The organism is Amycolatopsis sp. NPDC005003, from assembly GCF_053600695.1.
Window position 1 is genome coordinate 1 of sequence record NZ_JBSGAI010000087.1, and the last position, 20,770, is coordinate 20,770.

Here is a 20,770-nt window from a genome sequence, read left to right on the forward strand (position 1 = left end):
ATGGTAATTCGGGTTAGAACCCTAATTACCACTCACGACGGTGTGGTGCGGACGTTGCGGGTTTGGGCGGCGCGCGCGGCCAGCTCGGCGTCGGGCGGGTAGTCCACGCCCAGGAGCGTCAAGCCGTGGGCCGGGGCGACCGCGCTGTCGCGGATGCCGCTCTCCAGCACCTTCGCCGGCCACGCGTCGGTGCGGCGGCCGTCGCCCACCAGGAGGAGCACGCCGACCAGGCTGCGGACCATCGAGTGGCAGAACGCGTCCGCCGAGACGCGGACCTCCAGCAGGTGGTCGTCCACCCGCGCCCACTCCAGGCGCTGCAGCTCGCGGATCGTGGTACCCGTGTCGCGCTGCTTGCAGTACGCCGCGAAGTCGTGGAGGCCCAGGAGTTCCGCGGCCGCGGCGTTCATCGCGTCCGTCGAGAGCGGGCGGTTCCAGGCCAGCGTGTCGTGGCGGCGCAGCGGGTCCACGCCCCAGGGCGCGTCCGAGACGCGGTAGCGGTAGTGACGGCGGATCGCGGAGAAGCGGGCGTCGAAGCCCTCGGGCGCGATCCGGGCGCCCAGCACCCGGACGTCACCGGGCAGCAGGCGGTTCCAGCGGCCCACCATGCGGGTCAGGTCCGGGATGCCCTCGGGGGACACGGGAATGCGGCCTGAGGGCTCGGAAAGGGGCACCACGTCGACGTGGACCACCTGGCCCGTCGCGTGCACCCCGGCGTCCGTGCGGCCCGCCACGACCACGGACTTCGGGATCGCGGCCCCCGGCGGCTGCTTCTGCAGCGCCTCCTCGAGGAGCCCCTGGACCGTCCGGCGGCCCGGCTGGCGGGCCCAGCCCGAGAAGTCCGTGCCGTCGTAGGAGACGTCCAGGCGCAGACGAACGAGCCCGCCCTCCCCGGGGGGAGTGGCGGGCTCGTCCGGTGTCGAATCGACCGTCAGGACGTCAGTCCTTCTTGGCGTCGGCGTCGGTTTCCTCCGAGGCGGGGGCCTCGGTGGTCTCCTCGGCCTTGGCCTCCTCGGCGGCCGGAGCCTCCTCCGAAGCGGCGGGCGCCTCGGTGGTGGTCTCCTCGGCAGCCGGAGCGGCGGCCTTCTCGTCCTTGGCGAACTTCGTCTTGCGAGCGCGCTCGGCTTCCGAAGTCACCGTCTTCTCGGCCACCAGCTCGATGACGGCCATGGCGGCGTTGTCGCCCTTGCGCGGCATCGTCTTGGTGATCCGGGTGTAGCCACCCGCGCGCTCCGCGAAGTGCGGACCGATCTCGGCGAACAGCTTGTGCACGACGTCCTTGTCACGGACGACCTTCTGCACCTGACGGCGGTTGTGCAGGTCGCCCCGCTTCGCCTTCGTGATCAGCTTCTCGGCCAGCGGGCGGACCCGGCGGGCCTTCGCCTCGGTGGTCGTGATCTTGCCGTGCTCGAACAGCTGCGTGGCCAAGTTGGCCAGGATCAGCCGCTCGTGCGCGGACGACCCGCCGAGCCGGGCTCCCTTGGTAGGGGTGGGCATTGGTTCTCCTAGTTCAGCTCACAGCGTCCAGGCACACGGCCTCAGAGCTGCTCGGTCTCTGCGTAGTCCTGGCCATCGTCGTGGCCGTCCGAAATCCCGTCGGCGATGCTGCCGACACCCTCCGACCAGCCTTCACCGTCGTAGCTGGCGGCCGCCGCGGTCGGGTCGAACCCGGGCGGGCTGTCCTTCAGCGCAAGACCGAGGCCGACGAGCTTGAGCTTGACCTCGTCGATCGACTTGGCGCCGAAGTTGCGGATGTCGAGCAGGTCCGCCTCGCTGCGCGAGACGAGCTCGCCCACCGTGTGGATGCCCTCGCGCTTGAGGCAGTTGTACGACCGGACGGTGAGGTCCAGGTCCTCGATCGGCATCGCGTAGGCGGCGATGGTGTCCGCCTCCTGCGGCGACGGGCCGATCTCGATGCCCTCGGCGTCGACGTTCAGCTCGCGGGCGAGACCGAACAGCTCCACCAGCGTCTTGCCGGCCGACGCGACCGCGTCGCGCGGCGTGATCGACGGCTTGGTCTCGACGTCCAGGATCAGCTTGTCGAAGTCGGTGCGCTGCTCGACACGGGTGGCCTCGACCTTGTAGGTCACCTTGAGCACCGGCGAGTAGATCGAGTCGACCGGGATCCGGCCGATCTCCGCGCCCGCCTGCTTGTTCTGCAGGGCCGGAACGTAACCGCGGCCGCGCTCGACGACGAGCTCGATCTCGAGCTTGCCCTTGCCGTTCAGCGACGCGATGTGCAGATCCGGGTTGTGCACGGTGACACCCGCCGGCGGCACGATGTCGGCCGCCGTGACCTCACCCGGGCCCTGCTTGCGCAGGTACATGGTGACCGGCTCGTCCTCTTCCGAGGACACCACGAGCTCCTTGAGGTTCAGGATGATGTCGGTGACGTCTTCCTTCACCCCGGGAACGGTGGTGAACTCGTGCAGCACGCCGTCGATGCGGATGCTCGTCACGGCCGCGCCCGGGATGGACGACAGCAGCGTACGACGCAGCGAGTTGCCGAGCGTGTAGCCGAAGCCGGGCTCCAGCGGTTCGATGGTGAACCGGGAGCGGGTCTCGTTGACCGTCTCTTCGCCGAGAGCCGGCCGCTGGGAAATCAGCATTTCTTCCTAGTTCCTTTCCAGACGACGCCCGCCATATGACGTCGAAGGGATGGCGCGGCGGCGGCGCACTGTGGGCGCCGCCGCCCTGCGTCCGACGGTGCCGGACTACTTCGAGTAGAGCTCGACGATCAGCTGTTCCTGAACCGGAACGTCGATCTGCGCACGCTCCGGGAGCTGGTGGACCAGCACGCGGAGGTTGGACTGGACGACCTGCAGCCACGCCGGGATGGGGCGCTCGCCGAAGGACTCCTTCGCCGCCACGAACGGCAGCATGCCCATGGACTTCGGCCGCACGTCGATGATGTCCCACTTGGTGACCTGGAACGACGGGACGTTCACCTTCTGGCCGTTGACCAGGAAGTGGCCGTGGCTCACCAGCTGACGCGCCTGGCGGCGGGTGCGGGCGATGCCGGCGCGGTAGATCACGTTGTCCAGGCGGGACTCGAGGATCTGCAGCAGGTTCTCACCGGTCTTGCCAGGACGCCGGACGGCTTCCTTGTAGTACCGGACGAACTGGCGCTCGAGAACGCCGTAGGTGTAGCGAGCCTTCTGCTTCTCCTGCGACTGCAGGAGGTACTCGGACTCCTTGATGCGCCCGCGGCCGTGCTGGCCCGGCGGGTAGGGGCGACGCTCGAAAGCCTGGTCGCCGCCGATGAGGTCAACCTTGAGGCGACGCGAAATACGCGTCGCGGGGCCGGTGTAACGAGCCATTTCTTCTTACTCCTCCCCGTTCCTCAGACCCGGCGCCGCTTGGGCGGGCGGCAGCCGTTGTGAGGCTGCGGGGTCACGTCCTGGATGGTGCCGACCTCGAGGCCGGCCGCCTGCAGCGAGCGGATCGCCGTCTCGCGGCCCGAACCCGGGCCCTTCACGAAGACGTCGACCTTCTTCATGCCGTGCTCGGCGGCCTTGCGGGCAGCGTTTTCGGCGGCCATCTGCGCGGCGAACGGGGTGGACTTGCGGGAGCCCTTGAAGCCCACGTGCCCACTCGACGCCCACGCGATCACGGCACCGGTCGGGTCCGTGATCGAGACGATGGTGTTGTTGAAGGTGCTCTTGATGTGCGCGTGACCGTGCGCGACATTCTTCTTTTCCTTGCGGCGGACCTTCTTGGCCCCGGCCGCGGTACGAGACTTCGGTGGCATGTTCTGAGGGTTCTCCTGTTAGCGCGCGTTCTCTTGGTGAGCGGCGACCGCTTCGGCCTGGCCGCGCCGGATGATCGAACCGGCGTCGGTGTACAGGTTGCGGAGCGCCATCGGGCGGGCGTAGAGCGCCTTGGGCGAGACACAAGCCGAGCCGCGGCGCTGCACGCCACCCATCTGCACGACCTTCTTGCCCTGGACGCTCACTTCTTGCCAGCCTTCTTCTTGCCGGCGACCGTCTTCTTCGGACCCTTGCGGGTGCGGGCGTTCGTCTTCGTGCGCTGACCACGGACGGGAAGTCCGCGGCGCCAGCGAAGGCCCTCGTAGCACCCGATCTCGATCTTCCGACGGATGTCGGCGTTCACCTCACGGCGAAGGTCACCCTCGACCTTGAAGTTCTCTTCGATGTACGTACGCAGCTTCGCGAGGTCGTCATCGCTGAGGTCCTTGACGCGGGTGTCCGCGTTGAGCTCGGCAGCCTTGATGAGCTGCTTGGAGCGGGTACGGCCGATGCCGTAGATGTACGTAAGCGCGATCTCCAACCGCTTCTCGCGGGGGAGGTCTACGCCAGCGAGTCGTGCCATTGGCGCTGATGCTCCTTCATTGAATTCGTCTTCAGGTCTGCTCCCCGTCCGGTTCCGGGACCGACTCGCCTGTCGTGCCCTCGGCTTGCGCCTCGGGTGTCCCAGCCCCGGCCTGAAGCCCGGGGGTGAACCGGTTCACTCGCGTGAACCGGCAGGTGCGGGGAGGTTGTGTAGCCGTCAATCCACTCTGCTCGAGTGCTTGGCGATCAGCCCTGCCGCTGCTTGTGCCGCAGGTTCTCGCAGATCACCATGATCCGGCCGTGACGGCGGATCACCTTGCACTTGTCGCAGATCTTCTTGACGCTCGGCTGAACCTTCACGTCTTCTGCTCTCCTAGTAGCTGCTCACCGTGATCACTTGTAGCGGTAGACGATGCGACCACGAGAGAGGTCGTAGGGCGAGAGCTCCACGACAACCCTGTCCTCGGGCAGGATGCGGATGTAGTGCTGCCGCATCTTGCCGCTGATGTGTGCCAGGACCTTGTGACCGTTCTCCAACTCGACGCGGAACATCGCGTTGGGGAGCGGCTCGACTACGCGGCCTTCGACCTCGATGGCCCCGTCTTTCTTCGCCATGTCCTCCGCATTTCCTTGTCAACAGCGTCTGTCGCCACACCCATGATCAACTCTGAGCACTAGTGCCGGGTTGGGGTGTTGCGTGGCACACTGGTGCCCGGGTCCCAGTAGACCGTGAATTCACGAGCGCGCAGGATCCGGGCGCGATAAGTGCGCCGACTTGACAGTGTACGCATGTCGTGTCGCGACCCCCAAACCGGGGGTGACCATGGTAAGCGAACGGGCGACCGCCGTCGTGAGTGGTAATTAGGGTTCTAACCCTAATTACCACTCACGAGGGCGTTTGCGCAGGTCAGGCGTCTTCTGGGGCCGTGAGCACCCAGGGGCCGTCTTCGGTGATCGCGACGGTGTGCTCCCAGTGGGCCGCGCGGGAGCCGTCGGCCGTGACGACCGTCCAGCCGTCGTCCAGCTCGCGGGTCTCGCCGCCGCCGCCGGTGAGCATCGGCTCGATCGCCAGGGCCATGCCCGGCTTGAGCCGCGGGCCCTTGCCGGGCTTGCCGACGTTCGGCAGGAACGGGTCCATGTGCATCTGGCGGCCGATGCCGTGGCCGCCGTACTCGACGATCATCCCGTACTCGACGCCGTCGTCACGGCCCGCGCGCTCGGCGGCGGACTGGACGGCGTAGGAGATGTCGGTGAGCCGGCCGCCGGCGCTGACCGCCTCGATGCCGGCCCACATCGCCGCCTCGGTCGCCGCGGACAGCGCCAGGTCGGCGTCGGAGACCTTGCCGATGGCCAGCGTGACGGCGGAGTCGCCGTGCCAGCCGTCGAGGATGGCGCCGCAGTCGACGGAGATGATGTCGCCGTCGGCGAGCACCTGGGTCTTCGCCGGGATGCCGTGCACGATCTGCTCGTTCACCGACGCGCAGATCGACGCCGGGAAGCCGTGGTAGCCCTTGAACGACGGCACCGCGCCGGCGTCCCGGATCGTCTGCTCGGCCAGCTCGTCGAGCTCGGCCGTGCTGACACCGGGCTTCGCCGCGGCGCGGACCGCCGCGAGCGTGCGGGCGACGACCAGGCCGGCCGCCCGCATCGCCTGCAGCTCGTCCGGGGTCTTGACTTCGATCATGCGCCCACGGCGGAGCACTTGCAGAACACGCAATCCTCCGAGGTTCACGTGCGGTCGCGCAGTGCTTTCAGCACCCGGCCGGAGATCTCCTCGACGCTGCCGACACCGTCGACGGTCACCAGGATGTCGGCGTAGTACTCGAGCAGCGGCGCGGTGTCCGACACGTAGATCTGCTGACGGCGGCGGATGACCTCTTCGGTGTCGTCCGCCCGGCCGCGCGACATGAGCCGCGCGACGACGACATCCTCCGGCACCTGCAGCTGGATCACCGCGTCGAGCGCGACGTCCGCCTCGCCCAGGATCTCGCCGAGGACCTCGGCCTGCTTGGTGTTGCGGGGGAAGCCGTCGAGCAGGAAGCCGACCTTGGCGTCCGGCTCGGCGAGCCGCTCGCGGACCATTTCGTTGGTCACCGAGTCGGGCACCAGCTCGCCCGAGTCCAGGTAGCGCTTCGCCTCCTGGCCGAGCGGGGTCTCCTGGCCGACGTGCGCGCGGAACAGGTCACCGGTCGAGATGTGCGGGATGCGCAGCTGCTCGGACAGGGCCACCGCCTGCGTGCCCTTGCCCGCACCGGGCGGGCCGACGAGAACCAGGCGCGTCACTTCAAGAACCCTTCGTAGTTGCGCTGCATCAGCTGGCTTTCGATCTGCTTCACGGTGTCGAGGCCGACACCGACCATGATCAGCACAGCCGTGCCACCGAACGGGAAGTTCTGGTTGTTCCCGCTACCGGTCACCGACAGGAAGAAGTTCGGGAGGATCGCGATGATGCCCAGGTACAGCGAGCCCGGCAGGGTGATCCGGCCCAGCACGAAGCTGAGGTACTCGGCGGTCGGGCGGCCGGGGCGGATGCCCGGGATGAAGCCACCGAACTTCTTCATCTCTTCCGCACGCTCGTCCACGTTGAACGTGATCGTGATGTAGAAGTACGTGAAGAAGATGATCAGGCCGAAGTACAGCGCGATGTGCACCCAGCTGGACTGGTTCACGATGTAGTTCTTGATGAACACCTGCCAGCCGGAGTTGGCGTTCTGGTCGCCGACGAGGCGGCTGATCAGGTCCGGCAGGTACAGCAGGGACGACGCGAAGATGACCGGGATGACGCCGGCCTGGTTGACCTTGATCGGCAGGTAGGTCGACGTGCCGCCGTACATCCGGCGGCCGATCATGCGCTTGGCGTACTGCACCGGGATCCGGCGCTGCCCCTGCTCGACGAAGATGACGCTGGCGATGATCACCAGGCCGAAGATGCAGATCATCGTCAGCGCGATGCCGCCGCCGTTGGACAGGATGTTCCCGCCCTCGACCGGGATGCGCGCGGCGATGTTCAGGAAGATCAGGACGGACATGCCGTTGCCGACGCCGCGCTCGGTGATCAGCTCGCCCAGCCACATCATGACGGCGGTGCCCGCGGTCATGGTGATGACGATGATCGCCAGCGAGTAGACGCTGTTGTCCGGGATGATCGGCTGGTCGCAGTCGGGGAAGAGCTGCTTGCGGTCCGCGAGCGCGACCACGCCGGTGGCCTGCAGGATCGCCAGCGCGATCGTCAGGTACCGGGTGTACTGGGTCAGCTTGCCCTGGCCGGACTGCCCTTCCTTCTTCAGCTCCTCGAACCGCGGGATGACCACGGTGAGCAGCTGGATGATGATGCTCGCCGTGATGTACGGCATGATGCCGGTCGAGAAGAGCGACAGCTGCAGCAGCGCACCACCGCTGAACAGGTTCAGCAGCTGGTAGACGCCCTCCTGCTGCGCCTGGGAGCTGCAGGCCTGTACGGCACCGTACGAGATGCCGGGCGCCGGAATGGTCGCACCGATTCGGTAAACCGCGACGATGGCTAGCGTGAACAGGATCTTCTTGCGTAGATCCGGCGTCGCGAGAGCCGAGCGGAAGGCGCTGAGCACGCGGGGGACCTCCTCGGCGTCGTCGGCTGTCCTAACCGACGATCGGCTTGGCCGGCACGGGGCCGGCAGGAACACACAGCACTACTGGCACGCAAGCCAGGAACGCTTCGGGGCACACTCGTCCCGAAGCGTGTCGCCGACTCTAACAGCTTCACAGGGCGTGTCCGCAGTCCGTGTGGGTTTTCCGTACCAAGGTTGCTCCGGCGGGTTGATCCACATCGCCGTCTTGGCCGTATTCCTTGACAGGTTGTGGATCACGCGTTCGACGCGGCGAGCACACCGGCCAGGCCGACGAGGACCACTCCGGTGCCCCGGTCGACCCGCCGCCGGGCCTTCCGGGACAGCCGGATCGTCTTGACCGCGGCGCCGACCCCGACGTAGACCGAACCGGCCAGGAACTCGGCCAGCAGGTAGCCCGAGCCGAGCAGCGCGATCTGCGTCGGAAATGCGCCGTGACCTGCGTCGATGAACTGCGGGACGAAGGCGGTGAAGATCAGGATCGCCTTCGGGTTGGTGATCGCGACGCCGAACTCCTTGCGGGCGACGCGCCACGCCGTCGCCGGGGTCTTCGGCAGCTCTTTCGGGGTGTTTTCGCCCCGGAAGGTGGACCAGAGGAGGCGGACGCCGAGGTACAGCAGGTAGGCGGCGCCGGCCCACTTGATGATCGTCAGCGCGGTCTCGGAGGCGGCCAGCAGCTGCCCGAGCCCGGCCGCGACGGCGGCGATCAACAGGGTGAAAGCGGCCAGCCGGCCACCCAGCCCGGCGAGGCCGTGGCGAACACCGTGCGTCATCCCGTGGTGAAGGCCGAGCAGGTTGTTCGCCCCTGGCGTAAGAGCGACGAGCACGGAGGCGCCGAAGAAGACCCACACGCCTCCACGGTAGCCCCGGTCAGCTTCGCCCGTCGCCCGGGATTTCGGGCGCGTGGGGTGCGTCGGGCAAGTCCGGCGGCAGGACGGTGATGGCGACGCCGGAGGGCGGGGTCGGGGTGTCGGTGTAGGCCAGCGCCGGATCGGCCCAGCTCGGCTGGTGCCGGGGCAGGTACGCGAGGACGGCGGCGGCCGCGGCGGCGATCGTGCCGCCGGCCAGCAGCCACATGCCGGGCCCGATGGCGACGGTCAGGTCGTCCCCGCGGGCGGTGGCGGCCCACCCGATCCCGCTCGTGCCGACGGTGGCGACCACACCGGCGGCGAAGACGGCCCCCGCGCTGATGAGCCACCGCCCGAGCCGGTGGTCCGGACGGGTGAAGACGACGAGCGCGGCGGCGACGAACAGGACGACGGCGAAGAGCAGCGGGATGCCGGCCGGTGCCCCCGGCTGGTCGGTCACCCCCTGGTCCGGGAGTTCGTAAGTGTGGCCCCACGCGGTCTCGGTGATGAGGATCTGGGTGTCGAGGAACCGCTGGCCGGCGCCCAGGTGTTCGCGGATCCGGAAGAGCGGCAGGAAGGCCCCGAGCGCGGTCATGACGGCCGCGACGAGGGCGAGCGCGGGCGGGGCGAACCGCAGGAGCGAGAAGGACGGCGGCGGGGCTGAAGCGGGCGGCTCGGCTGCGGTCGTGGGTGGCCCGGCTGCGGGCGGGAGCGGGCCGGCGTTGGGCACGGCGCCCGGGATGTGCGCGACGGGGTACGGCAGTTCGGTGGGCGGCGGCCCCGGGAGCGGCGGTCCTGGGGCCGGGGCCGCGTCGCCAGGGAACAGGGGTGGCTGGGCCGGGGGCGGCGCATCGGCCGGGAACCGCAGCGGCTCGGCCTGCGGCGCACCCGACTCCGAGCCAGCGAGCGGGGGCCGCGGCGCATCAGCGGGAAACCGCAACGGCTCCCCCTGCGGCGAACCCGGCTCCGAACCAGCGAGCGCGGCCCGCGAGGCTTCGGCCGGGAAATTCAGCGGCTCAGCCTGCGGCGCACCCGACTCCGAGCCGGCGAGCGGGGGCCGCGCAATCTCCGCCGGGAAGTTCAACGGTTCAGCTTGCGGCGCGCCCGCTCCCGGCTCGGGGCCGGTGGGGCGGGGTGCTTCGACCGGGAAGCTCAGCGGCGACTCGGCGCCGTCGGGCTGGGCTGCGGGCTCCTGCGACGGTCTGTCCACCCTGTGATCTTCCGTCCGGATTCCCGCCCCGGCAAGGAACCGGCACAGGGACCGTCAGTCGCGCTCCGGGGGGAGCACCGTGATCACGACCCCGGACGGTGGGGTTTCGGTGTCCGCGTACGCCACGGTGGGGTCGGCCCAGTCCGGGGTGCCGCCGGAGGCGCGGAAGCTCAGCGCGGCCGCCGCCGCGGCCACCAGGACCGCCGCGATGAGCAGCCACAGCCCCGCGCCCAGCGTCGTTTCCGCTTCGACGGGGTCGTCTTCGAACAGGCGGGTCGCTGCCTGCACCCCGGCCGTGCAGACCGCGCCGAGCAGGAACGCGGCTCCCCCCAGCGTTGTCAGGCCCGCGGCCCGCCCCCGCTTGCGGATCCCGAGGACGGCCGCGACCAGCAGGATCGCGGCCCCCAGGAGCAGCGGAGCCCCGACCGGCGACGACGGCGAGTCGACCTCGTCCTGGCCGGGGAACCGGAACCGGGTCCGCCAGGCGCCGATGACCCAGGTGATGACTTCGGAGGGGGCGCCGGTCGGCTGCTCGAGGTGCAACAGCGGCAGGAACGTCCCGGCGACCGTCAGGCCTGCGGCGAGCGCGGACAGCACCGGCGGGAGGAAGCGGCGAACGGGAGATTCCACCCACCCGATCCTCCCCCGAAGCGCGGGAACGCCAAAGGCCCGTCCGGCGTACGCCGGACGGGCCTTCGAACGGGAAACGAGCTCAGTTGGTGGTGGCGGAGCCACCGGCCGCTTCGAGCTTCTCCTTGGCGGAGCCGGAGAACGCGTCGGCGGTGACGTTCAGCTTGACGCCGTTCACGTCGCCGTTGCCGAGGACCTTCACCAGCTTGCCCTTGCGAACCAGGCCGCCCTTGACCAGCTCGTCGGCACCGATGGTGCCGCCGTCCGGGAAGACGCGGGCGATGTCGCCCACGTTCACCGGCTGGTACTCGGTGCGGAAGCGGTTCTTGAAGCCGCGCAGCTTCGGGAGCCGCATCTGGATGGGCATCTGCCCACCCTCGAACCGGGCCGGCACGTTCTTCCGGGCCTTGGTGCCCTTCGTACCGCGGCCGGCCGTCTTGCCCTTCGAACCCTCACCACGGCCCACGCGGATCTTGTCGCGCTTGGCGCCCGGAGCCGGACGCAGGTGGTGGATCTTGATGGCCGTCATGCCTTGACCTCCTCGACCTCCACCAGGTGGCGGACGGTGTGGATCAGGCCGCGCACCTGGGGGGTGTCTTCACGCACGACGCTCTGGCGGATCTTGCGCAGCCCGAGGGTGCGCAGCGACTCGCGGTGAGCGTGCTTCGTGCCGATCTTGCTCTTGACCTGGGTGACCTTGAGCTGAGCCATTGTCAGACCCCCTGGCCGGCACGCTGGCGCAGCATCCGGGCCGGAGCGACGTCCTCGAGCGGCAGGCCACGGCGGGCCGCCACCTCTTCGGGACGCTGCAGACCCTTCAGGGCCGCCACGGTCGCGTGCACGATGTTGATCGCGTTGTCGGAGCCGAGCGACTTCGACAGCACGTCGTGGACACCCGCGCACTCCAGCACCGCGCGGACCGGGCCACCGGCGATGACGCCGGTACCGGCCGACGCCGGGCGGAGCAGCACCACACCGGCGGCTTCCTCACCCTGGACCGGGTGGGGAATGGTGCCGGCGACGCGGGGAACGCGGAAGAAGTTCTTCTTCGCTTCCTCGACGCCCTTGGCGATGGCCGCGGGAACTTCCTTGGCCTTGCCGTAGCCGACGCCGACCTGACCGTCGCCGTCGCCGACGACCACCAGGGCGGTGAAGCTGAAGCGACGACCACCCTTGACGACCTTGGCGACGCGGTTGATCGTCACGACCTTCTCGAGGTGCGGGGTCTTGTCCTGGGCCGCCCCGCCACGGCCGCTGTCGCGCCGGTCCCGGCGGTCGCGACGGTCACCGCGGTCGTTGCCGCCCTGCCCGCCGGGTCCACCCTGGCCGCCGCCGAATTGCCGTGTACGTCCCGGCATCAGGCTTTCCTTCCATTCACGATCTTGTGCATCGTCAGAACTCCAACCCCGCCTCACGGGCGGCGTCGGCGAGCGCGGCGATGCGGCCGTGGTAGGCGTTGCCGCCACGGTCGAACACCACGGCCGAGATCCCGGCGTTCTTGGCGCGCTCGGCGACGAGGGCCCCGACCTTGGCGGCCTTCGCCTTCTTGTCGCCGTCGACCGCCCGGACGTCCGCCTCGAGGGTGGACGCCGACACCAGCGTGTGGCCGGCCAGGTCGTCGATCACCTGCACGGCGATGTGCCGCGAGGACCGCTTGACGACCAGGCGCGGGCGCTGCTCGGTGCCCGAGACCTTCTTGCGGAGCCGGAAGTGCCGACGGGCCTTCGCGACGCGGCGGCGGGTCGAGATGTCCTTGCCCACCGGCTTGCGCTTCGTAGTCGTGTCGCTCATGATCACTTACCCGTCTTTCCGACCTTGCGGCGGATCTTCTCACCCTCGTAGCGCAGGCCCTTGCCCTTGTACGGGTCCGGGCGACGCAGCTTGCGGATGACGGCCGAGATCTGGCCGACCTTCTGCTTGTCGATGCCCGAGACCGAGAACCGGGTCGGGGTCTCCACCTTGAAGGTGATGCCCTCCGGGGCCTCGATCTTGACCGGGTGCGAGTAGCCGAGGGCGAACTCGAGGTCCGCGCCCTTGGCCTGCACGCGGTAACCCACGCCGTGGATTTCCATCTTCTTCTCGTAGCCGGCGGTGACGCCGACGACGAGGTTGTTCACCAGCGTGCGGGTGAGCCCGTGCAGCGCCTTGCTGGTGCGCTCGTCGTCCGGGCGCTTGACCAGCAGCGTGCCGTCCTCGTCGCGCTCGACGGTGATCGGCTCCGCGATGGTGTGCTCGAGGGTGCCCTTGGGCCCCTTGACCTTGATCTGCTGACCGTCGATGGTCACCTCGACCCCGGAAGGGACGGCGACCGGCAGCTTTCCGATGCGTGACATGCCTTTACCCCTTCCCTTACCAGACGTAGGCGAGGACTTCGCCGCCCACGCTGTTGCGCTTGGCCTGCCGGTCCGTCTGCAGGCCACCGGACGTCGAAATGATCGCGATGCCCAGGCCGCCGAGGACCGACGGCAGTTCGGTGGACTTTGCGTAGACCCGCAGACCGGGCTTGGAGACGCGGCGAAGGCCGGCGATGCTCCGCTCACGGTTGGGGCCGTACTTGAGCTCGACGACGAGGTTCTTGTGCTTCTCGCCCGGCTCGTCGTGGTAACCCGCGATGTAGCCCTCGCGCTTGAGGATCTCGGCGATGTTCGCCTTGAGCTTCGAGTGCGGGAGCTTGACCTCGTCGTGGTACGCCGAGTTCGCGTTGCGCAGACGCGTCAAGAAGTCTGCGATGGGGTCGGTCATCGTCATGGTGACCTGTCAACCTTTCTCGCCTGGTTCCCCGCCCGCCGGAGCGGGCGGGGCCTGTGGCGAATCTGGAGTTAAAAAGAAGCTCTTACCAGCTGGACTTGCGGACGCCGGGCAGCTCGCCCGCGTGCGCCATCTCGCGAAGGCAGATCCGGCAGAGCCCGAACTTGCGGAACACGGCGTGCGGGCGGCCGCACCGCTGGCAGCGGGTGTAGGCGCGCACGGCGAACTTCGGCTTCTTCGCGGCCTTGTGGACCAGTGCTTTCTTGGCCATCGGCTCAGTTCTCCTTGAACGGGAAGCCGAGCTTGCGCAGCAGCGCCCGGCCCTCGTCGTCGTTCGTGGCGGTCGTGACGACGGTGACGTCCATGCCGCGCGGGCGGTCGATGGAGTCGGGGTCGATCTCGTGGAACATCGACTGCTCGTTGAGACCGAACGTGTAGTTGCCGTGGCCGTCGAACTGCTTCGGCGAAAGCCCGCGGAAGTCGCGGATACGCGGCAGCGCGATGGTCAGCAGGCGGTCGAGGAATTCCCACATCCGGTCGCCGCGCAGCGTGACGCGCGCACCGATCGGCTGGCCCTCGCGCAGCTTGAACTGCGCGATGGACTTGCGGGCCTTCCGGACCTCGGGCTTCTGGCCCGTGATCAGGGCGAGGTCCTTGACCGCGCCCTCGATCAGCTTGCTGTCGCGGGCGGCGTCGCCGACGCCCATGTTCACGACGACCTTCGTCACGCCCGGGATCTGGTGGACGTTGGCGAAGGAGAACTCAGCCTGCAGCTGGCCCTTGATTTCCTCGCGGTACCGCACCTTGAGGCGCGGCGAGGTCTTCTCTGCGGTGGTCATCAGATGTCCTTACCGTTCCGGCGCGAGATCCGGACCTTCTTGCCGTCCTCGCCGATGCGGTAACCCACCCGGGCCGGCTTGCCGTCCGAGTCGACGACCATCACGTTCGAGACGTGGATGGGCGCCTCCTGCGTGACGATGCCGCCGGACTGCGCGCCGCGCTGGGTCTGGCTGATCCGCGTGTGCTTCTTGATCCGGTTCACGCCCTCGACCAGCACGCGCTCGCGCTCCGGGTAAGCCTGGATGACCTTGCCCTTGGCGCCCTTGTCCTTGCCGGCGATGACGACGACCGTGTCGCCCTTCTTCACCTTCATCACAGCACCTCCGGCGCGAGCGAAATGATCTTCATGAACTTTCGGTCGCGCAGCTCGCGGCCCACCGGGCCGAAGATGCGGGTGCCGCGGGGCTCGTTGTCGTTCTTGATGAGCACGGCGGCGTTCTCGTCGAACCGGATGTAGGAACCGTCCGGACGACGGCGCTCCTTGACCGTGCGGACGATGACGGCCTTGACGACGTCGCCCTTCTTCACCCCGGCAGCCGGGATGGCGTCCTTCACGGTGGCGACGATGATGTCGCCGATGCCGGCGTAGCGCCGCCCGGAGCCACCGAGAACCCGGATGCAGAGGATTTCCTTCGCACCCGTGTTGTCGGCTACCCGAAGCCGCGACTCCTGCTGGATCACGTCTACTCCTGTATGTCGCGCCGGTTCTCGCGGGGAACCCGCGAGCCTTGCGGAACTAAGAACTCCGAAGAGCCCTGCTTACTTGGCCTTCTCCACGATCTGCACCAGGCGCCAGCGCTTCGTCGCCGACAGCGGGCGGGTCTCCATCAGGGTGACCCGGTCGCCCACGCCCGCCTCGTTGTTCTCGTCGTGCACCTTCACCTTGGAGGTGGAGCGGACGACCTTCGAGTAACGGGGGTGCTTCTTGCGGTCCTCGAGCTCGACCACGATCGTCTTGTTCATCTTGTCCGAGACGACGTAGCCCTCGCGGACCTTGCGGTCGTTCCGGGCCGGCGTCTCGGTGGTGGGCTCGCTCATGCGGCACCTTCACTCTCGGCGTCGGGGGCAACGGACAGGCCGAGTTCGCGCTCGCGCATGACCGTGTAGATCCGCGCGATGTCCGTGCGGACGGTGCGCAGACGGCGGTTGTTGTCGAGCTGCCCGGTCGCCATCTGGAAGCGGAGGTTGAACAGCTCCTCCTTGTATTCCTTCAGACGCAGGACGAGCTCTTCCGCGGTGAGCTCACGCAGCTCCGATGCCTGAGCGGCACCTGCGTTAGCCATCAGAACTCACCACCTTCACGGGTCACGATGCGGCACTTCATGGGCAGCTTGTGGATCGCGCGGCGCAGCGCCTCGCGAGCCGTCTCCTCGTTCGGGAACGAGATCTCGAACATCACGCGGCCCGGCTTCACGTTGGCGATCCACCACTCGGGCGAACCCTTACCGGAACCCATCCGGGTCTCGGCCGGCTTCTTGGTCAGCGGGCGGTCCGGGTAGATGGTCGTCCACACCTTGCCACCACGCTTGATGTGACGGGTCATGGCGATACGAGCGGACTCGATCTGCCGGTTCGTCACGTAGCTGTGCTCAAGCGCCTGGATGCCGTACTCGCCGAAGCTGACCTTCGTGCCACCCTTGGCGGCGCCGTGGCGCTTCGGGGAGTGCTGCTTCCGGTGCTTGACCCTGCGCGGGATGAGCACGTCTCAGCCCTCCGTCTTTTCTGCGGTCTCGGTGGCCGGGGCCGCCTCGGTGGCGGCAGCGGCGGCGCGACCGGCTTCGGTCGAGGTGGCGGTCGTGCCCGACGCGCCGGAACGACGCGGGCGGGACGGCCGGTCGCTGCGCTCGCGACGCGGCGCGCGCTCGGCGGCGTCACGGGCTTCGCGGGCCTTCAGGCCACCGACGAGCTCACCCTTGTAGATCCACACCTTGACGCCGATGCGACCGAACGTCGTCTTGGCCTCGAAGAAGCCGTAGTCGATGTCGGCGCGCAGCGTGTGCAGCGGGACGCGGCCATCGCGGTAGTGCTCGGAGCGGGACATCTCGGCACCGCCGAGACGACCGCCGCACTGCACGCGGATGCCCTTGACCTGCGGCGAGCGCATGGAGGTCTGGATCGCCTTCCGCATCGCGCGGCGGAACGCCACGCGGTTGGAGAGCTGCTCCGCGACCGCCTGGGCGACCAGCTGGGCGTCGGCCTCGGGGTTCTTGACCTCGAGGATGTTCAGCTGGACCTGCTTCTTGGTCAGCTTCTCCAGCGCGCCGCGGATCCGGTCGGCCTCCGCGCCGCGGCGGCCGATGACGATGCCCGGCCGGGCGGTGTGGATGTCCACGCGGACGCGGTCACGGGTGCGCTCGATCTCGACCTTGGAGATGCCCGCGCGCTCCATGCCGGTGGCGAGGAGCTTGCGGATCTTGACGTCCTCGGCCACGTACTCGGCGTACTGCTTGTCGGCGTACCAGCGCGACTTCCAGTCCGTGGTGATACCCAGGCGGAAACCGTGCGGGTTGATCTTCTGGCCCACTACCGGCCACCTGCCTTCTTCTTGCTCTGAGCCTTCTGCGCGACGGCCGGACGCGACTCCACCTCGACGGTGATGTGGCTGGTCCGCTTGCGGATCCGGTACGCGCGGCCCTGGGCCCGCGGGCGGATGCGCTTGAGGGTGGGGCCCTCGTCGGCGTACGCGTTCTTGACCCAGAGCGTCTCCGGGTCCAGCTGAAGGTTGTTCTCGGCGTTGGCCACGGCGCTGGCGAGCACCTTCGCGACCGGCTCGCTGGCCGCCTGCGGGGCGAACCGGAGCACGGCCAAGGCGTCGGCGGCGCTACGTCCCTTGATGAGCTCGATCACCCGGCGCACCTTGGTCGGCGAGTCCCGGACGAAGCGAGCCCGCGCGTACGCCGTAGGCAGAGCCTCGGTCGTCGCGTCGTTCTGGGCGTTCATCGCTACTTCCCTTGTCTTTTCTCGTGCCCGCTCAGCGGCGGCGCGACTTGCGGTCGTCCTTGATGTGGCCCTTGAAGGTCCGCGTCGGGGCGAACTCGCCCAGCTTGTGACCCACCATCGCCTCGGTGACGAACACCGGGACGTGCTTGCGGCCGTCGTGCACGGCGATCGTGTGACCCAGGAAGTCCGGGATGATCGTCGAGCGGCGGGACCAGGTCTTGATGACCGTCTTCTTGCCCGATTCGTTCAGCGCGTCCACCTTCTTGAGCAGGTGGTCGTCCACGAACGGGCCCTTCTTAAGGCTGCGTGGCATGTGCTTCTACCTCCCTGCTCAGCGCTTCTTGCCGGTACGCCGGCGGCGGACGATGAGGGCGTCGGACGCCTTGCGGCGACGCGTGCGGCCCTCGGGCTTACCGTTCGGGTTGACCGGGTGGCGACCACCGGAGGTCTTGCCCTCACCACCACCGTGCGGGTGGTCGACCGGGTTCATGACGACACCGCGGACCGTGGGGCGCTTGCCGCGCCAGCGGTTGCGGCCGGCCTTGCCCCAGTTGATGTTGGCGTGCTCGGAGTTGCCGACCTCGCCGACCGTGGCGCGGTTGCGCACGTCCACGTTGCGGATCTCGCCCGAGGGGAGACGCAGCTGGGCGTACGGCCCGTCCTTGGCGACGAGCTGCACCTTCGCGCCCGCGGACCGCGCCATCTTCGCGCCGCCGCCGGGGCGGAGCTCGATCGCGTGGATCACGGTGCCGACCGGGATGTTGCGCAGCGGCAGGTTGTTGCCCGGCTTGATGTCGGCCCGGGGGCCGTTCTCGACCGTGTCGCCCTGCTTCAGCTTCTCCGGCGCGATGATGTAGCGCTTCTCGCCGTCGGCGTAGTGCAGCAGCGCGATGCGAGCCGACCGGTTGGGGTCGTACTCGATGTGCGCGACCTTGGCGGGGATGCCGTCCTTGTCATTGCGACGGAAGTCGATGACGCGGTAGGCGCGCTTGTGGCCGCCACCCTTGTGCCGGGTGGTGATCTTGCCGGACGAGTTGCGACCGCCCGAACCGCTCAGCGGACGAAGCAGCGACTTCTCCGGAGTGGAGCGGGTGATCTCGGCGAAGTCCGAGACGCTCGAACCGCGACGACCCGGGGTCGTCGGCTTGTACTTGCGGATGCCCATTGTCAGCTCAGTCCTTTACGCGGTGGGTCCGCCGAAGATCTCGATCGCCTTGCTCTCGGGCGAAAGAGTCACGATGGCGCGCTTGGTGTCCTTGCGCTTGCCGAAGCCGGCGCGAGTCCGCTTCCGCTTGCCCTGGCGGTTGGCCGTGTTGACGCTGACCACCTTGACGCCGAACACCTTCTCGACCGCGATCTTGATCTGGGTCTTGTTGGCGTCCGGGCGGACGATGAACGTGTACTTGTGGTCCTCGAGCAGCCCGTAGGACTTCTCGGAGATGACCGGCGCGAGCAGGATGTCGCGGGGGTCCGGAATGGCGACCGAACTCACTTCTCGTCACTCCCTTCCGTGACCTCGCCCGACCGCGCGGAGGCCTTGGCCTTGCCGCGGGCGGGGCCGGCGACGAACACGTCGTACGCGGCCTTGGTGAACACGACGTCGTCGTTGACCAGCACGTCGTAGGTGTTGAGCTGGTCGGCCCAGAGCAGGTGCACCTCGGGCAGGTTCCGCAGGGAAACCCAGCTCAGCTCGTCGGCCCGGTCCAGCACCACGAGCACGCGCTTCGCGGCCGTGACGGCGGCGAGGGCGGTCTTGGCGGCCTTGGTCGACGGCTTCTCACCGGTCACCAGCTCGGTGACGATGTGCAGCTGGCCGGCGCGGGCCCGGTCGGAGAGGGCGCCACGCAGGGCGGCGGCCTTCATCTTCTTCGGGGTGCGCTGGGTGTAGTCGCGCGGCGTGGGGCCGTGCACGACGCCACCGCCGGCGAACTGCGGCGCGCGGGTCGAACCCTGGCGGGCACGGCCGGTGCCCTTCTGGCGGTACGGCTTCTTGCCGCCACCGCGAACCTCACCACGGGTCTTCGTGTCGTGCGTGCCCTGGCGCGCGGCGGCCTGCTGGGCCACCACGACCTGGTGCATCAGCGCGACATTGGCCTGCACGTCGAAGATCTCCTCGGGGAGGTCCACGGTGCCGTCGGCTTTACCGGCCGGGGTCTTCAGCTCGACGCTTGTCATTCGGAGTTACCACCCTTCGCGGCGCTGCGAACGAACAGCACGCCGCCCTTGGGACCGGGCACGGCGCCCTTGATCAGCAGCAGGCCGTCCTCGGCACGCACCGCGTGCACGGTCAGGTTCTGCGTGGTGACCCGGTCGTTGCCCATCCGGCCCGCCATGCGCAGGCCCTTGAAGACGCGGCCGGGGGTGGCGCAGCCACCGATGGAACCCGGCTTGCGGTGCACGGCCTGGGCACCGTGGCTCGCGCCCTGGCCCTTGAAGCCGTGGCGCTTCATGACACCCGCGTAGCCCTTGCCCTTGCTGGTCCCGGTCACGTCGACCTCGGTACCGGCGGCGAACACCTCGGCGGTGATCTCCTGGCCGACCTCGTAGGTCTCGGCGTCGGTGGTGCGCAGCTCGGCGAGGAACCGGCGCGGGGTCACGCCCGCCTTGTCGAAGTGGCCGGTGCGCGGCTTGTTCACCTTGCGCGGGTCGACCGCGCCGAACGCCAGCTGCACGGCCTTGTAGCCGTCCTTGTCCTGGGTCCGAACCTGGGTGACCACGTTCGGACCGGCCTTGACGACGGTGACCGGGACAACCCGGTTCTGCTCGTCGAAGACCTGGGTCATGCCGAGCTTGGTGCCCAGGATGCCCTTCATCTGCCTGTCAGACATGTGAGTCTCTTATCTCCGCCGCTCGCCCAACGCTTACTGGATGTTGACGTCGACGCTCGCCGGCAGGTCGATGCGCATGAGCGCGTCGACCGTCTTCGGCGTCGGGTCGAGGATGTCGATCAGACGCTTGTGCGTGCGCATCTCGAAGTGCTCGCGCGAGTCCTTGTACTTGTGCGGCGAGCGGATGACGCAGTAAACGTTCTTCTCGGTGGGCAGCGGCACCGGCCCGACAACCCGGGCGCCGGTGCGCGTGACCGTCTCCACGATCTTGCGCGCCGAGGTGTCGATCGCCTCGTGGTCGTAGGCCTTGAGCCGGATGCGGATCTTCTGTCCCGCCATGGTGGCTGCTCGTTCCTTGTCGTCTCGTGCCGCTATCTCACAAAACCCCGCCGGGTGTCCCCACCCGGCCCGGGTTTCCGCAGTTCAACGGCCCTGTCCCCGGTCCACGCGGTCGGGCGTGTCGCGCCCGACGCACAGACGGATCCCGCGGGATCGTCGTCTTGCCTGGTCTTCCTCAACGTGAGGAGGCTATGAGCCGGCTGCGCTTTTACGAGAACCGCCGTCTCACTGCCCTTGCCCGCTCGCCTGCAACCCGAAGGAAGAGCTCGGCGGACCGTGGCCACTCGCACCGAGGCGGCCGGACTCTTTCGAAGGAACCCTCGAAGGAATCGGCCGCCCCAGGACGAGCAACCTGAATAGTGTCGCACACGTGATTTGACGCCCCGAACCCGGGGGTGTATTACCCCCGGGCGGGGCGCCGAATCACTTGATGATCTTGGTGACCTGGCCCGCGCCGACGGTCCGGCCACCCTCGCGGATGGCGAAGCGCAGA

37 protein-coding genes are annotated in these 20,770 nt (G+C 68.6%); all 37 read right to left on the minus strand.

The window, feature by feature from the left end:
- Window positions 1-32: 32 nt before the first annotated feature.
- Window positions 33-863, minus strand: a complete 831-nt coding sequence (gene truA / locus ACWED2_RS46775) for a tRNA pseudouridine(38-40) synthase TruA (protein WP_449696983.1) — start codon at window positions 861-863, stop codon at window positions 33-35.
- 73 nt (window positions 864-936) lie between these two features.
- Window positions 937-1,494, minus strand: a complete 558-nt coding sequence (gene rplQ / locus ACWED2_RS46780) for a 50S ribosomal protein L17 (RefSeq protein ID WP_103350714.1) — start codon at window positions 1,492-1,494, stop codon at window positions 937-939.
- A gap of 41 nt (window positions 1,495-1,535) precedes the next feature.
- Window positions 1,536-2,606, minus strand: coding sequence for a DNA-directed RNA polymerase subunit alpha (locus tag ACWED2_RS46785; RefSeq protein WP_091304679.1), 1,071 nt, complete (start codon window positions 2,604-2,606; stop codon window positions 1,536-1,538).
- 105 nt (window positions 2,607-2,711) lie between these two features.
- On the minus strand, window positions 2,712-3,317 hold the full coding sequence (gene rpsD, locus ACWED2_RS46790) for a 30S ribosomal protein S4 (RefSeq protein WP_125306120.1): 606 nt from the start codon (window positions 3,315-3,317) through the stop codon (window positions 2,712-2,714).
- Between the two features lie 23 nt (window positions 3,318-3,340).
- Window positions 3,341-3,748: a 30S ribosomal protein S11 gene (gene rpsK, locus ACWED2_RS46795; RefSeq protein ID WP_004558885.1), complete on the minus strand. Its 408-nt coding sequence runs from the start codon at window positions 3,746-3,748 to the stop codon at window positions 3,341-3,343.
- Between the two features lie 18 nt (window positions 3,749-3,766).
- On the minus strand, window positions 3,767-3,952 hold the full coding sequence (locus tag ACWED2_RS46800; protein WP_013222623.1) for a hypothetical protein: 186 nt from the start codon (window positions 3,950-3,952) through the stop codon (window positions 3,767-3,769).
- A complete protein-coding gene (gene rpsM / locus ACWED2_RS46805; RefSeq protein ID WP_004558883.1) occupies window positions 3,949-4,329 on the minus strand; it encodes a 30S ribosomal protein S13 in 381 nt (126 codons plus the stop codon). Before rpsM ends, ACWED2_RS46800 begins: the two co-directional genes overlap by 4 nt.
- 206 nt (window positions 4,330-4,535) lie before the next feature.
- Window positions 4,536-4,649, minus strand: a complete 114-nt coding sequence (rpmJ, locus tag ACWED2_RS46810) for a 50S ribosomal protein L36 (protein ID WP_004558882.1) — start codon at window positions 4,647-4,649, stop codon at window positions 4,536-4,538.
- Window positions 4,650-4,682: 33 nt separating this feature from the next.
- A complete protein-coding gene (gene infA, locus ACWED2_RS46815; RefSeq protein ID WP_004558881.1) occupies window positions 4,683-4,904 on the minus strand; it encodes a translation initiation factor IF-1 in 222 nt (73 codons plus the stop codon).
- 292 nt (window positions 4,905-5,196) lie between these two features.
- Window positions 5,197-5,973: a type I methionyl aminopeptidase gene (map, locus tag ACWED2_RS46820; RefSeq protein ID WP_361082087.1), complete on the minus strand. Its 777-nt coding sequence runs from the start codon at window positions 5,971-5,973 to the stop codon at window positions 5,197-5,199.
- 44 nt (window positions 5,974-6,017) lie between these two features.
- On the minus strand, window positions 6,018-6,572 hold the full coding sequence (locus ACWED2_RS46825; RefSeq protein ID WP_086838363.1) for an adenylate kinase: 555 nt from the start codon (window positions 6,570-6,572) through the stop codon (window positions 6,018-6,020).
- Window positions 6,569-7,876: a preprotein translocase subunit SecY gene (secY, locus tag ACWED2_RS46830; RefSeq protein ID WP_449696978.1), complete on the minus strand. Its 1,308-nt coding sequence runs from the start codon at window positions 7,874-7,876 to the stop codon at window positions 6,569-6,571. The genes ACWED2_RS46825 and secY overlap by 4 nt, the downstream gene beginning before the upstream one ends.
- A 254-nt stretch (window positions 7,877-8,130) precedes the next feature.
- Window positions 8,131-8,745: a LysE family translocator gene (locus tag ACWED2_RS46835; RefSeq protein WP_449696979.1), complete on the minus strand. Its 615-nt coding sequence runs from the start codon at window positions 8,743-8,745 to the stop codon at window positions 8,131-8,133.
- A gap of 19 nt (window positions 8,746-8,764) precedes the next feature.
- Window positions 8,765-9,952 (minus strand): hypothetical protein, encoded by a 1,188-nt coding sequence (locus tag ACWED2_RS46840; protein ID WP_449696980.1) that lies wholly within the window; start codon window positions 9,950-9,952, stop codon window positions 8,765-8,767.
- 54 nt (window positions 9,953-10,006) lie between these two features.
- Window positions 10,007-10,582, minus strand: coding sequence for a hypothetical protein (locus ACWED2_RS46845; RefSeq protein ID WP_449696981.1), 576 nt, complete (start codon window positions 10,580-10,582; stop codon window positions 10,007-10,009).
- An 82-nt stretch (window positions 10,583-10,664) separates the two neighbouring features.
- On the minus strand, window positions 10,665-11,111 hold the full coding sequence (rplO, locus tag ACWED2_RS46850; RefSeq protein ID WP_086842934.1) for a 50S ribosomal protein L15: 447 nt from the start codon (window positions 11,109-11,111) through the stop codon (window positions 10,665-10,667).
- Window positions 11,108-11,293, minus strand: a complete 186-nt coding sequence (gene rpmD / locus ACWED2_RS46855; protein WP_033291195.1) for a 50S ribosomal protein L30 — start codon at window positions 11,291-11,293, stop codon at window positions 11,108-11,110. Before rpmD ends, rplO begins: the two co-directional genes overlap by 4 nt.
- A gap of 2 nt (window positions 11,294-11,295) precedes the next feature.
- Window positions 11,296-11,940, minus strand: a complete 645-nt coding sequence (gene rpsE / locus ACWED2_RS46860) for a 30S ribosomal protein S5 (protein ID WP_204091695.1) — start codon at window positions 11,938-11,940, stop codon at window positions 11,296-11,298.
- A gap of 34 nt (window positions 11,941-11,974) precedes the next feature.
- On the minus strand, window positions 11,975-12,373 hold the full coding sequence (gene rplR / locus ACWED2_RS46865; protein WP_004558873.1) for a 50S ribosomal protein L18: 399 nt from the start codon (window positions 12,371-12,373) through the stop codon (window positions 11,975-11,977).
- Between the two features lie 2 nt (window positions 12,374-12,375).
- The gene (gene rplF, locus ACWED2_RS46870; protein WP_364248217.1) at window positions 12,376-12,915 is read right to left on the minus strand and encodes a 50S ribosomal protein L6; all 540 of its coding nucleotides are present in this window, start codon (window positions 12,913-12,915) and stop codon (window positions 12,376-12,378) included.
- A gap of 16 nt (window positions 12,916-12,931) precedes the next feature.
- Window positions 12,932-13,330, minus strand: a complete 399-nt coding sequence (gene rpsH, locus ACWED2_RS46875) for a 30S ribosomal protein S8 (RefSeq protein ID WP_004558871.1) — start codon at window positions 13,328-13,330, stop codon at window positions 12,932-12,934.
- Window positions 13,331-13,415: 85 nt separating this feature from the next.
- A complete protein-coding gene (locus ACWED2_RS46880; RefSeq protein WP_004558870.1) occupies window positions 13,416-13,601 on the minus strand; it encodes a type Z 30S ribosomal protein S14 in 186 nt (61 codons plus the stop codon).
- Window positions 13,602-13,605: 4 nt separating this feature from the next.
- Window positions 13,606-14,169, minus strand: a complete 564-nt coding sequence (gene rplE, locus ACWED2_RS46885) for a 50S ribosomal protein L5 (RefSeq protein ID WP_013222611.1) — start codon at window positions 14,167-14,169, stop codon at window positions 13,606-13,608.
- On the minus strand, window positions 14,169-14,483 hold the full coding sequence (rplX, locus tag ACWED2_RS46890) for a 50S ribosomal protein L24 (protein ID WP_013222610.1): 315 nt from the start codon (window positions 14,481-14,483) through the stop codon (window positions 14,169-14,171). The genes rplE and rplX overlap by 1 nt, the downstream gene beginning before the upstream one ends.
- Complete coding sequence (rplN, locus tag ACWED2_RS46895; protein WP_004558867.1) at window positions 14,483-14,851, minus strand: 50S ribosomal protein L14; 369 nt, start codon at window positions 14,849-14,851, stop codon at window positions 14,483-14,485. Before rplN ends, rplX begins: the two co-directional genes overlap by 1 nt.
- Before the next feature lie 78 nt (window positions 14,852-14,929).
- Window positions 14,930-15,208, minus strand: a complete 279-nt coding sequence (gene rpsQ, locus ACWED2_RS46900) for a 30S ribosomal protein S17 (RefSeq protein WP_043781942.1) — start codon at window positions 15,206-15,208, stop codon at window positions 14,930-14,932.
- Window positions 15,205-15,453, minus strand: a complete 249-nt coding sequence (gene rpmC, locus ACWED2_RS46905) for a 50S ribosomal protein L29 (protein WP_013222608.1) — start codon at window positions 15,451-15,453, stop codon at window positions 15,205-15,207. Before rpmC ends, rpsQ begins: the two co-directional genes overlap by 4 nt.
- Entirely contained in the window at window positions 15,453-15,872 is a 420-nt protein-coding gene (gene rplP / locus ACWED2_RS46910) for a 50S ribosomal protein L16 (RefSeq protein ID WP_004558864.1), read from the minus strand. The genes rpmC and rplP overlap by 1 nt, the downstream gene beginning before the upstream one ends.
- Before the next feature lie 3 nt (window positions 15,873-15,875).
- Window positions 15,876-16,694: a 30S ribosomal protein S3 gene (gene rpsC, locus ACWED2_RS46915; RefSeq protein WP_348954113.1), complete on the minus strand. Its 819-nt coding sequence runs from the start codon at window positions 16,692-16,694 to the stop codon at window positions 15,876-15,878.
- On the minus strand, window positions 16,694-17,110 hold the full coding sequence (rplV, locus tag ACWED2_RS46920) for a 50S ribosomal protein L22 (protein WP_003102079.1): 417 nt from the start codon (window positions 17,108-17,110) through the stop codon (window positions 16,694-16,696). The genes rpsC and rplV overlap by 1 nt, the downstream gene beginning before the upstream one ends.
- Window positions 17,111-17,141: 31 nt before the next feature.
- Complete coding sequence (rpsS, locus tag ACWED2_RS46925) at window positions 17,142-17,423, minus strand: 30S ribosomal protein S19 (protein WP_003102083.1); 282 nt, start codon at window positions 17,421-17,423, stop codon at window positions 17,142-17,144.
- Between the two features lie 18 nt (window positions 17,424-17,441).
- Window positions 17,442-18,275, minus strand: coding sequence for a 50S ribosomal protein L2 (gene rplB, locus ACWED2_RS46930; protein ID WP_310967696.1), 834 nt, complete (start codon window positions 18,273-18,275; stop codon window positions 17,442-17,444).
- Window positions 18,276-18,290: 15 nt separating this feature from the next.
- Window positions 18,291-18,602, minus strand: a complete 312-nt coding sequence (gene rplW, locus ACWED2_RS46935) for a 50S ribosomal protein L23 (protein ID WP_003102087.1) — start codon at window positions 18,600-18,602, stop codon at window positions 18,291-18,293.
- Window positions 18,599-19,285: a 50S ribosomal protein L4 gene (rplD, locus tag ACWED2_RS46940; protein ID WP_449696982.1), complete on the minus strand. Its 687-nt coding sequence runs from the start codon at window positions 19,283-19,285 to the stop codon at window positions 18,599-18,601. Before rplD ends, rplW begins: the two co-directional genes overlap by 4 nt.
- Window positions 19,282-19,938: a 50S ribosomal protein L3 gene (gene rplC, locus ACWED2_RS46945; protein WP_191316651.1), complete on the minus strand. Its 657-nt coding sequence runs from the start codon at window positions 19,936-19,938 to the stop codon at window positions 19,282-19,284. The genes rplD and rplC overlap by 4 nt, the downstream gene beginning before the upstream one ends.
- 33 nt (window positions 19,939-19,971) lie before the next feature.
- Window positions 19,972-20,277 carry a 30S ribosomal protein S10 gene (gene rpsJ / locus ACWED2_RS46950; protein WP_003102098.1) on the minus strand — a complete coding sequence of 102 codons (306 nt, stop codon included), beginning with the start codon at window positions 20,275-20,277 and terminating at the stop codon, window positions 19,972-19,974.
- A gap of 423 nt (window positions 20,278-20,700) precedes the next feature.
- Window positions 20,701-20,770, minus strand: a 70-nt coding sequence (locus tag ACWED2_RS46955) for an EF-Tu C-terminal domain-related protein (RefSeq protein WP_449696984.1), incomplete at its 5' end; no start/stop codon positions are given.

Coding starts and splice junctions, on each gene's coding strand:
- rplQ (WP_103350714.1), bottom strand. CDS start 1,494: ATGCCCACCCCTACCAAGGGAGCCCGGCTCGGCGGGTCGTCCGCGCAC.
- ACWED2_RS46785 (WP_091304679.1), bottom strand. CDS start 2,606: ATGCTGATTTCCCAGCGGCCGGCTCTCGGCGAAGAGACGGTCAACGAG.
- rpsD (WP_125306120.1), bottom strand. CDS start 3,317: ATGGCTCGTTACACCGGCCCCGCGACGCGTATTTCGCGTCGCCTCAAG.
- rpsK (WP_004558885.1), bottom strand. CDS start 3,748: ATGCCACCGAAGTCTCGTACCGCGGCCGGGGCCAAGAAGGTCCGCCGC.
- rpsM (WP_004558883.1), bottom strand. CDS start 4,329: ATGGCACGACTCGCTGGCGTAGACCTCCCCCGCGAGAAGCGGTTGGAG.
- infA (WP_004558881.1), bottom strand. CDS start 4,904: ATGGCGAAGAAAGACGGGGCCATCGAGGTCGAAGGCCGCGTAGTCGAG.
- map (WP_361082087.1), bottom strand. CDS start 5,973: ATGATCGAAGTCAAGACCCCGGACGAGCTGCAGGCGATGCGGGCGGCC.
- rplO (WP_086842934.1), bottom strand. CDS start 11,111: ATGACGGCCATCAAGATCCACCACCTGCGTCCGGCTCCGGGCGCCAAG.
- rpmD (WP_033291195.1), bottom strand. CDS start 11,293: ATGGCTCAGCTCAAGGTCACCCAGGTCAAGAGCAAGATCGGCACGAAG.
- rpsE (WP_204091695.1), bottom strand. CDS start 11,940: ATGCCGGGACGTACACGGCAATTCGGCGGCGGCCAGGGTGGACCCGGC.
- rplR (WP_004558873.1), bottom strand. CDS start 12,373: ATGAGCGACACGACTACGAAGCGCAAGCCGGTGGGCAAGGACATCTCG.
- rplF (WP_364248217.1), bottom strand. CDS start 12,915: ATGTCACGCATCGGAAAGCTGCCGGTCGCCGTCCCTTCCGGGGTCGAG.
- rpsH (WP_004558871.1), bottom strand. CDS start 13,330: ATGACGATGACCGACCCCATCGCAGACTTCTTGACGCGTCTGCGCAAC.
- ACWED2_RS46880 (WP_004558870.1), bottom strand. CDS start 13,601: ATGGCCAAGAAAGCACTGGTCCACAAGGCCGCGAAGAAGCCGAAGTTC.
- rplE (WP_013222611.1), bottom strand. CDS start 14,169: ATGACCACCGCAGAGAAGACCTCGCCGCGCCTCAAGGTGCGGTACCGC.
- rplX (WP_013222610.1), bottom strand. CDS start 14,483: ATGAAGGTGAAGAAGGGCGACACGGTCGTCGTCATCGCCGGCAAGGAC.
- rpsQ (WP_043781942.1), bottom strand. CDS start 15,208: ATGAGCGAGCCCACCACCGAGACGCCGGCCCGGAACGACCGCAAGGTC.
- rpmC (WP_013222608.1), bottom strand. CDS start 15,453: ATGGCTAACGCAGGTGCCGCTCAGGCATCGGAGCTGCGTGAGCTCACC.
- rplV (WP_003102079.1), bottom strand. CDS start 17,110: ATGAACGCCCAGAACGACGCGACGACCGAGGCTCTGCCTACGGCGTAC.
- rpsS (WP_003102083.1), bottom strand. CDS start 17,423: ATGCCACGCAGCCTTAAGAAGGGCCCGTTCGTGGACGACCACCTGCTC.
- rplB (WP_310967696.1), bottom strand. CDS start 18,275: ATGGGCATCCGCAAGTACAAGCCGACGACCCCGGGTCGTCGCGGTTCG.
- rplD (WP_449696982.1), bottom strand. CDS start 19,285: ATGACAAGCGTCGAGCTGAAGACCCCGGCCGGTAAAGCCGACGGCACC.
- rplC (WP_191316651.1), bottom strand. CDS start 19,938: ATGTCTGACAGGCAGATGAAGGGCATCCTGGGCACCAAGCTCGGCATG.
- rpsJ (WP_003102098.1), bottom strand. CDS start 20,277: ATGGCGGGACAGAAGATCCGCATCCGGCTCAAGGCCTACGACCACGAG.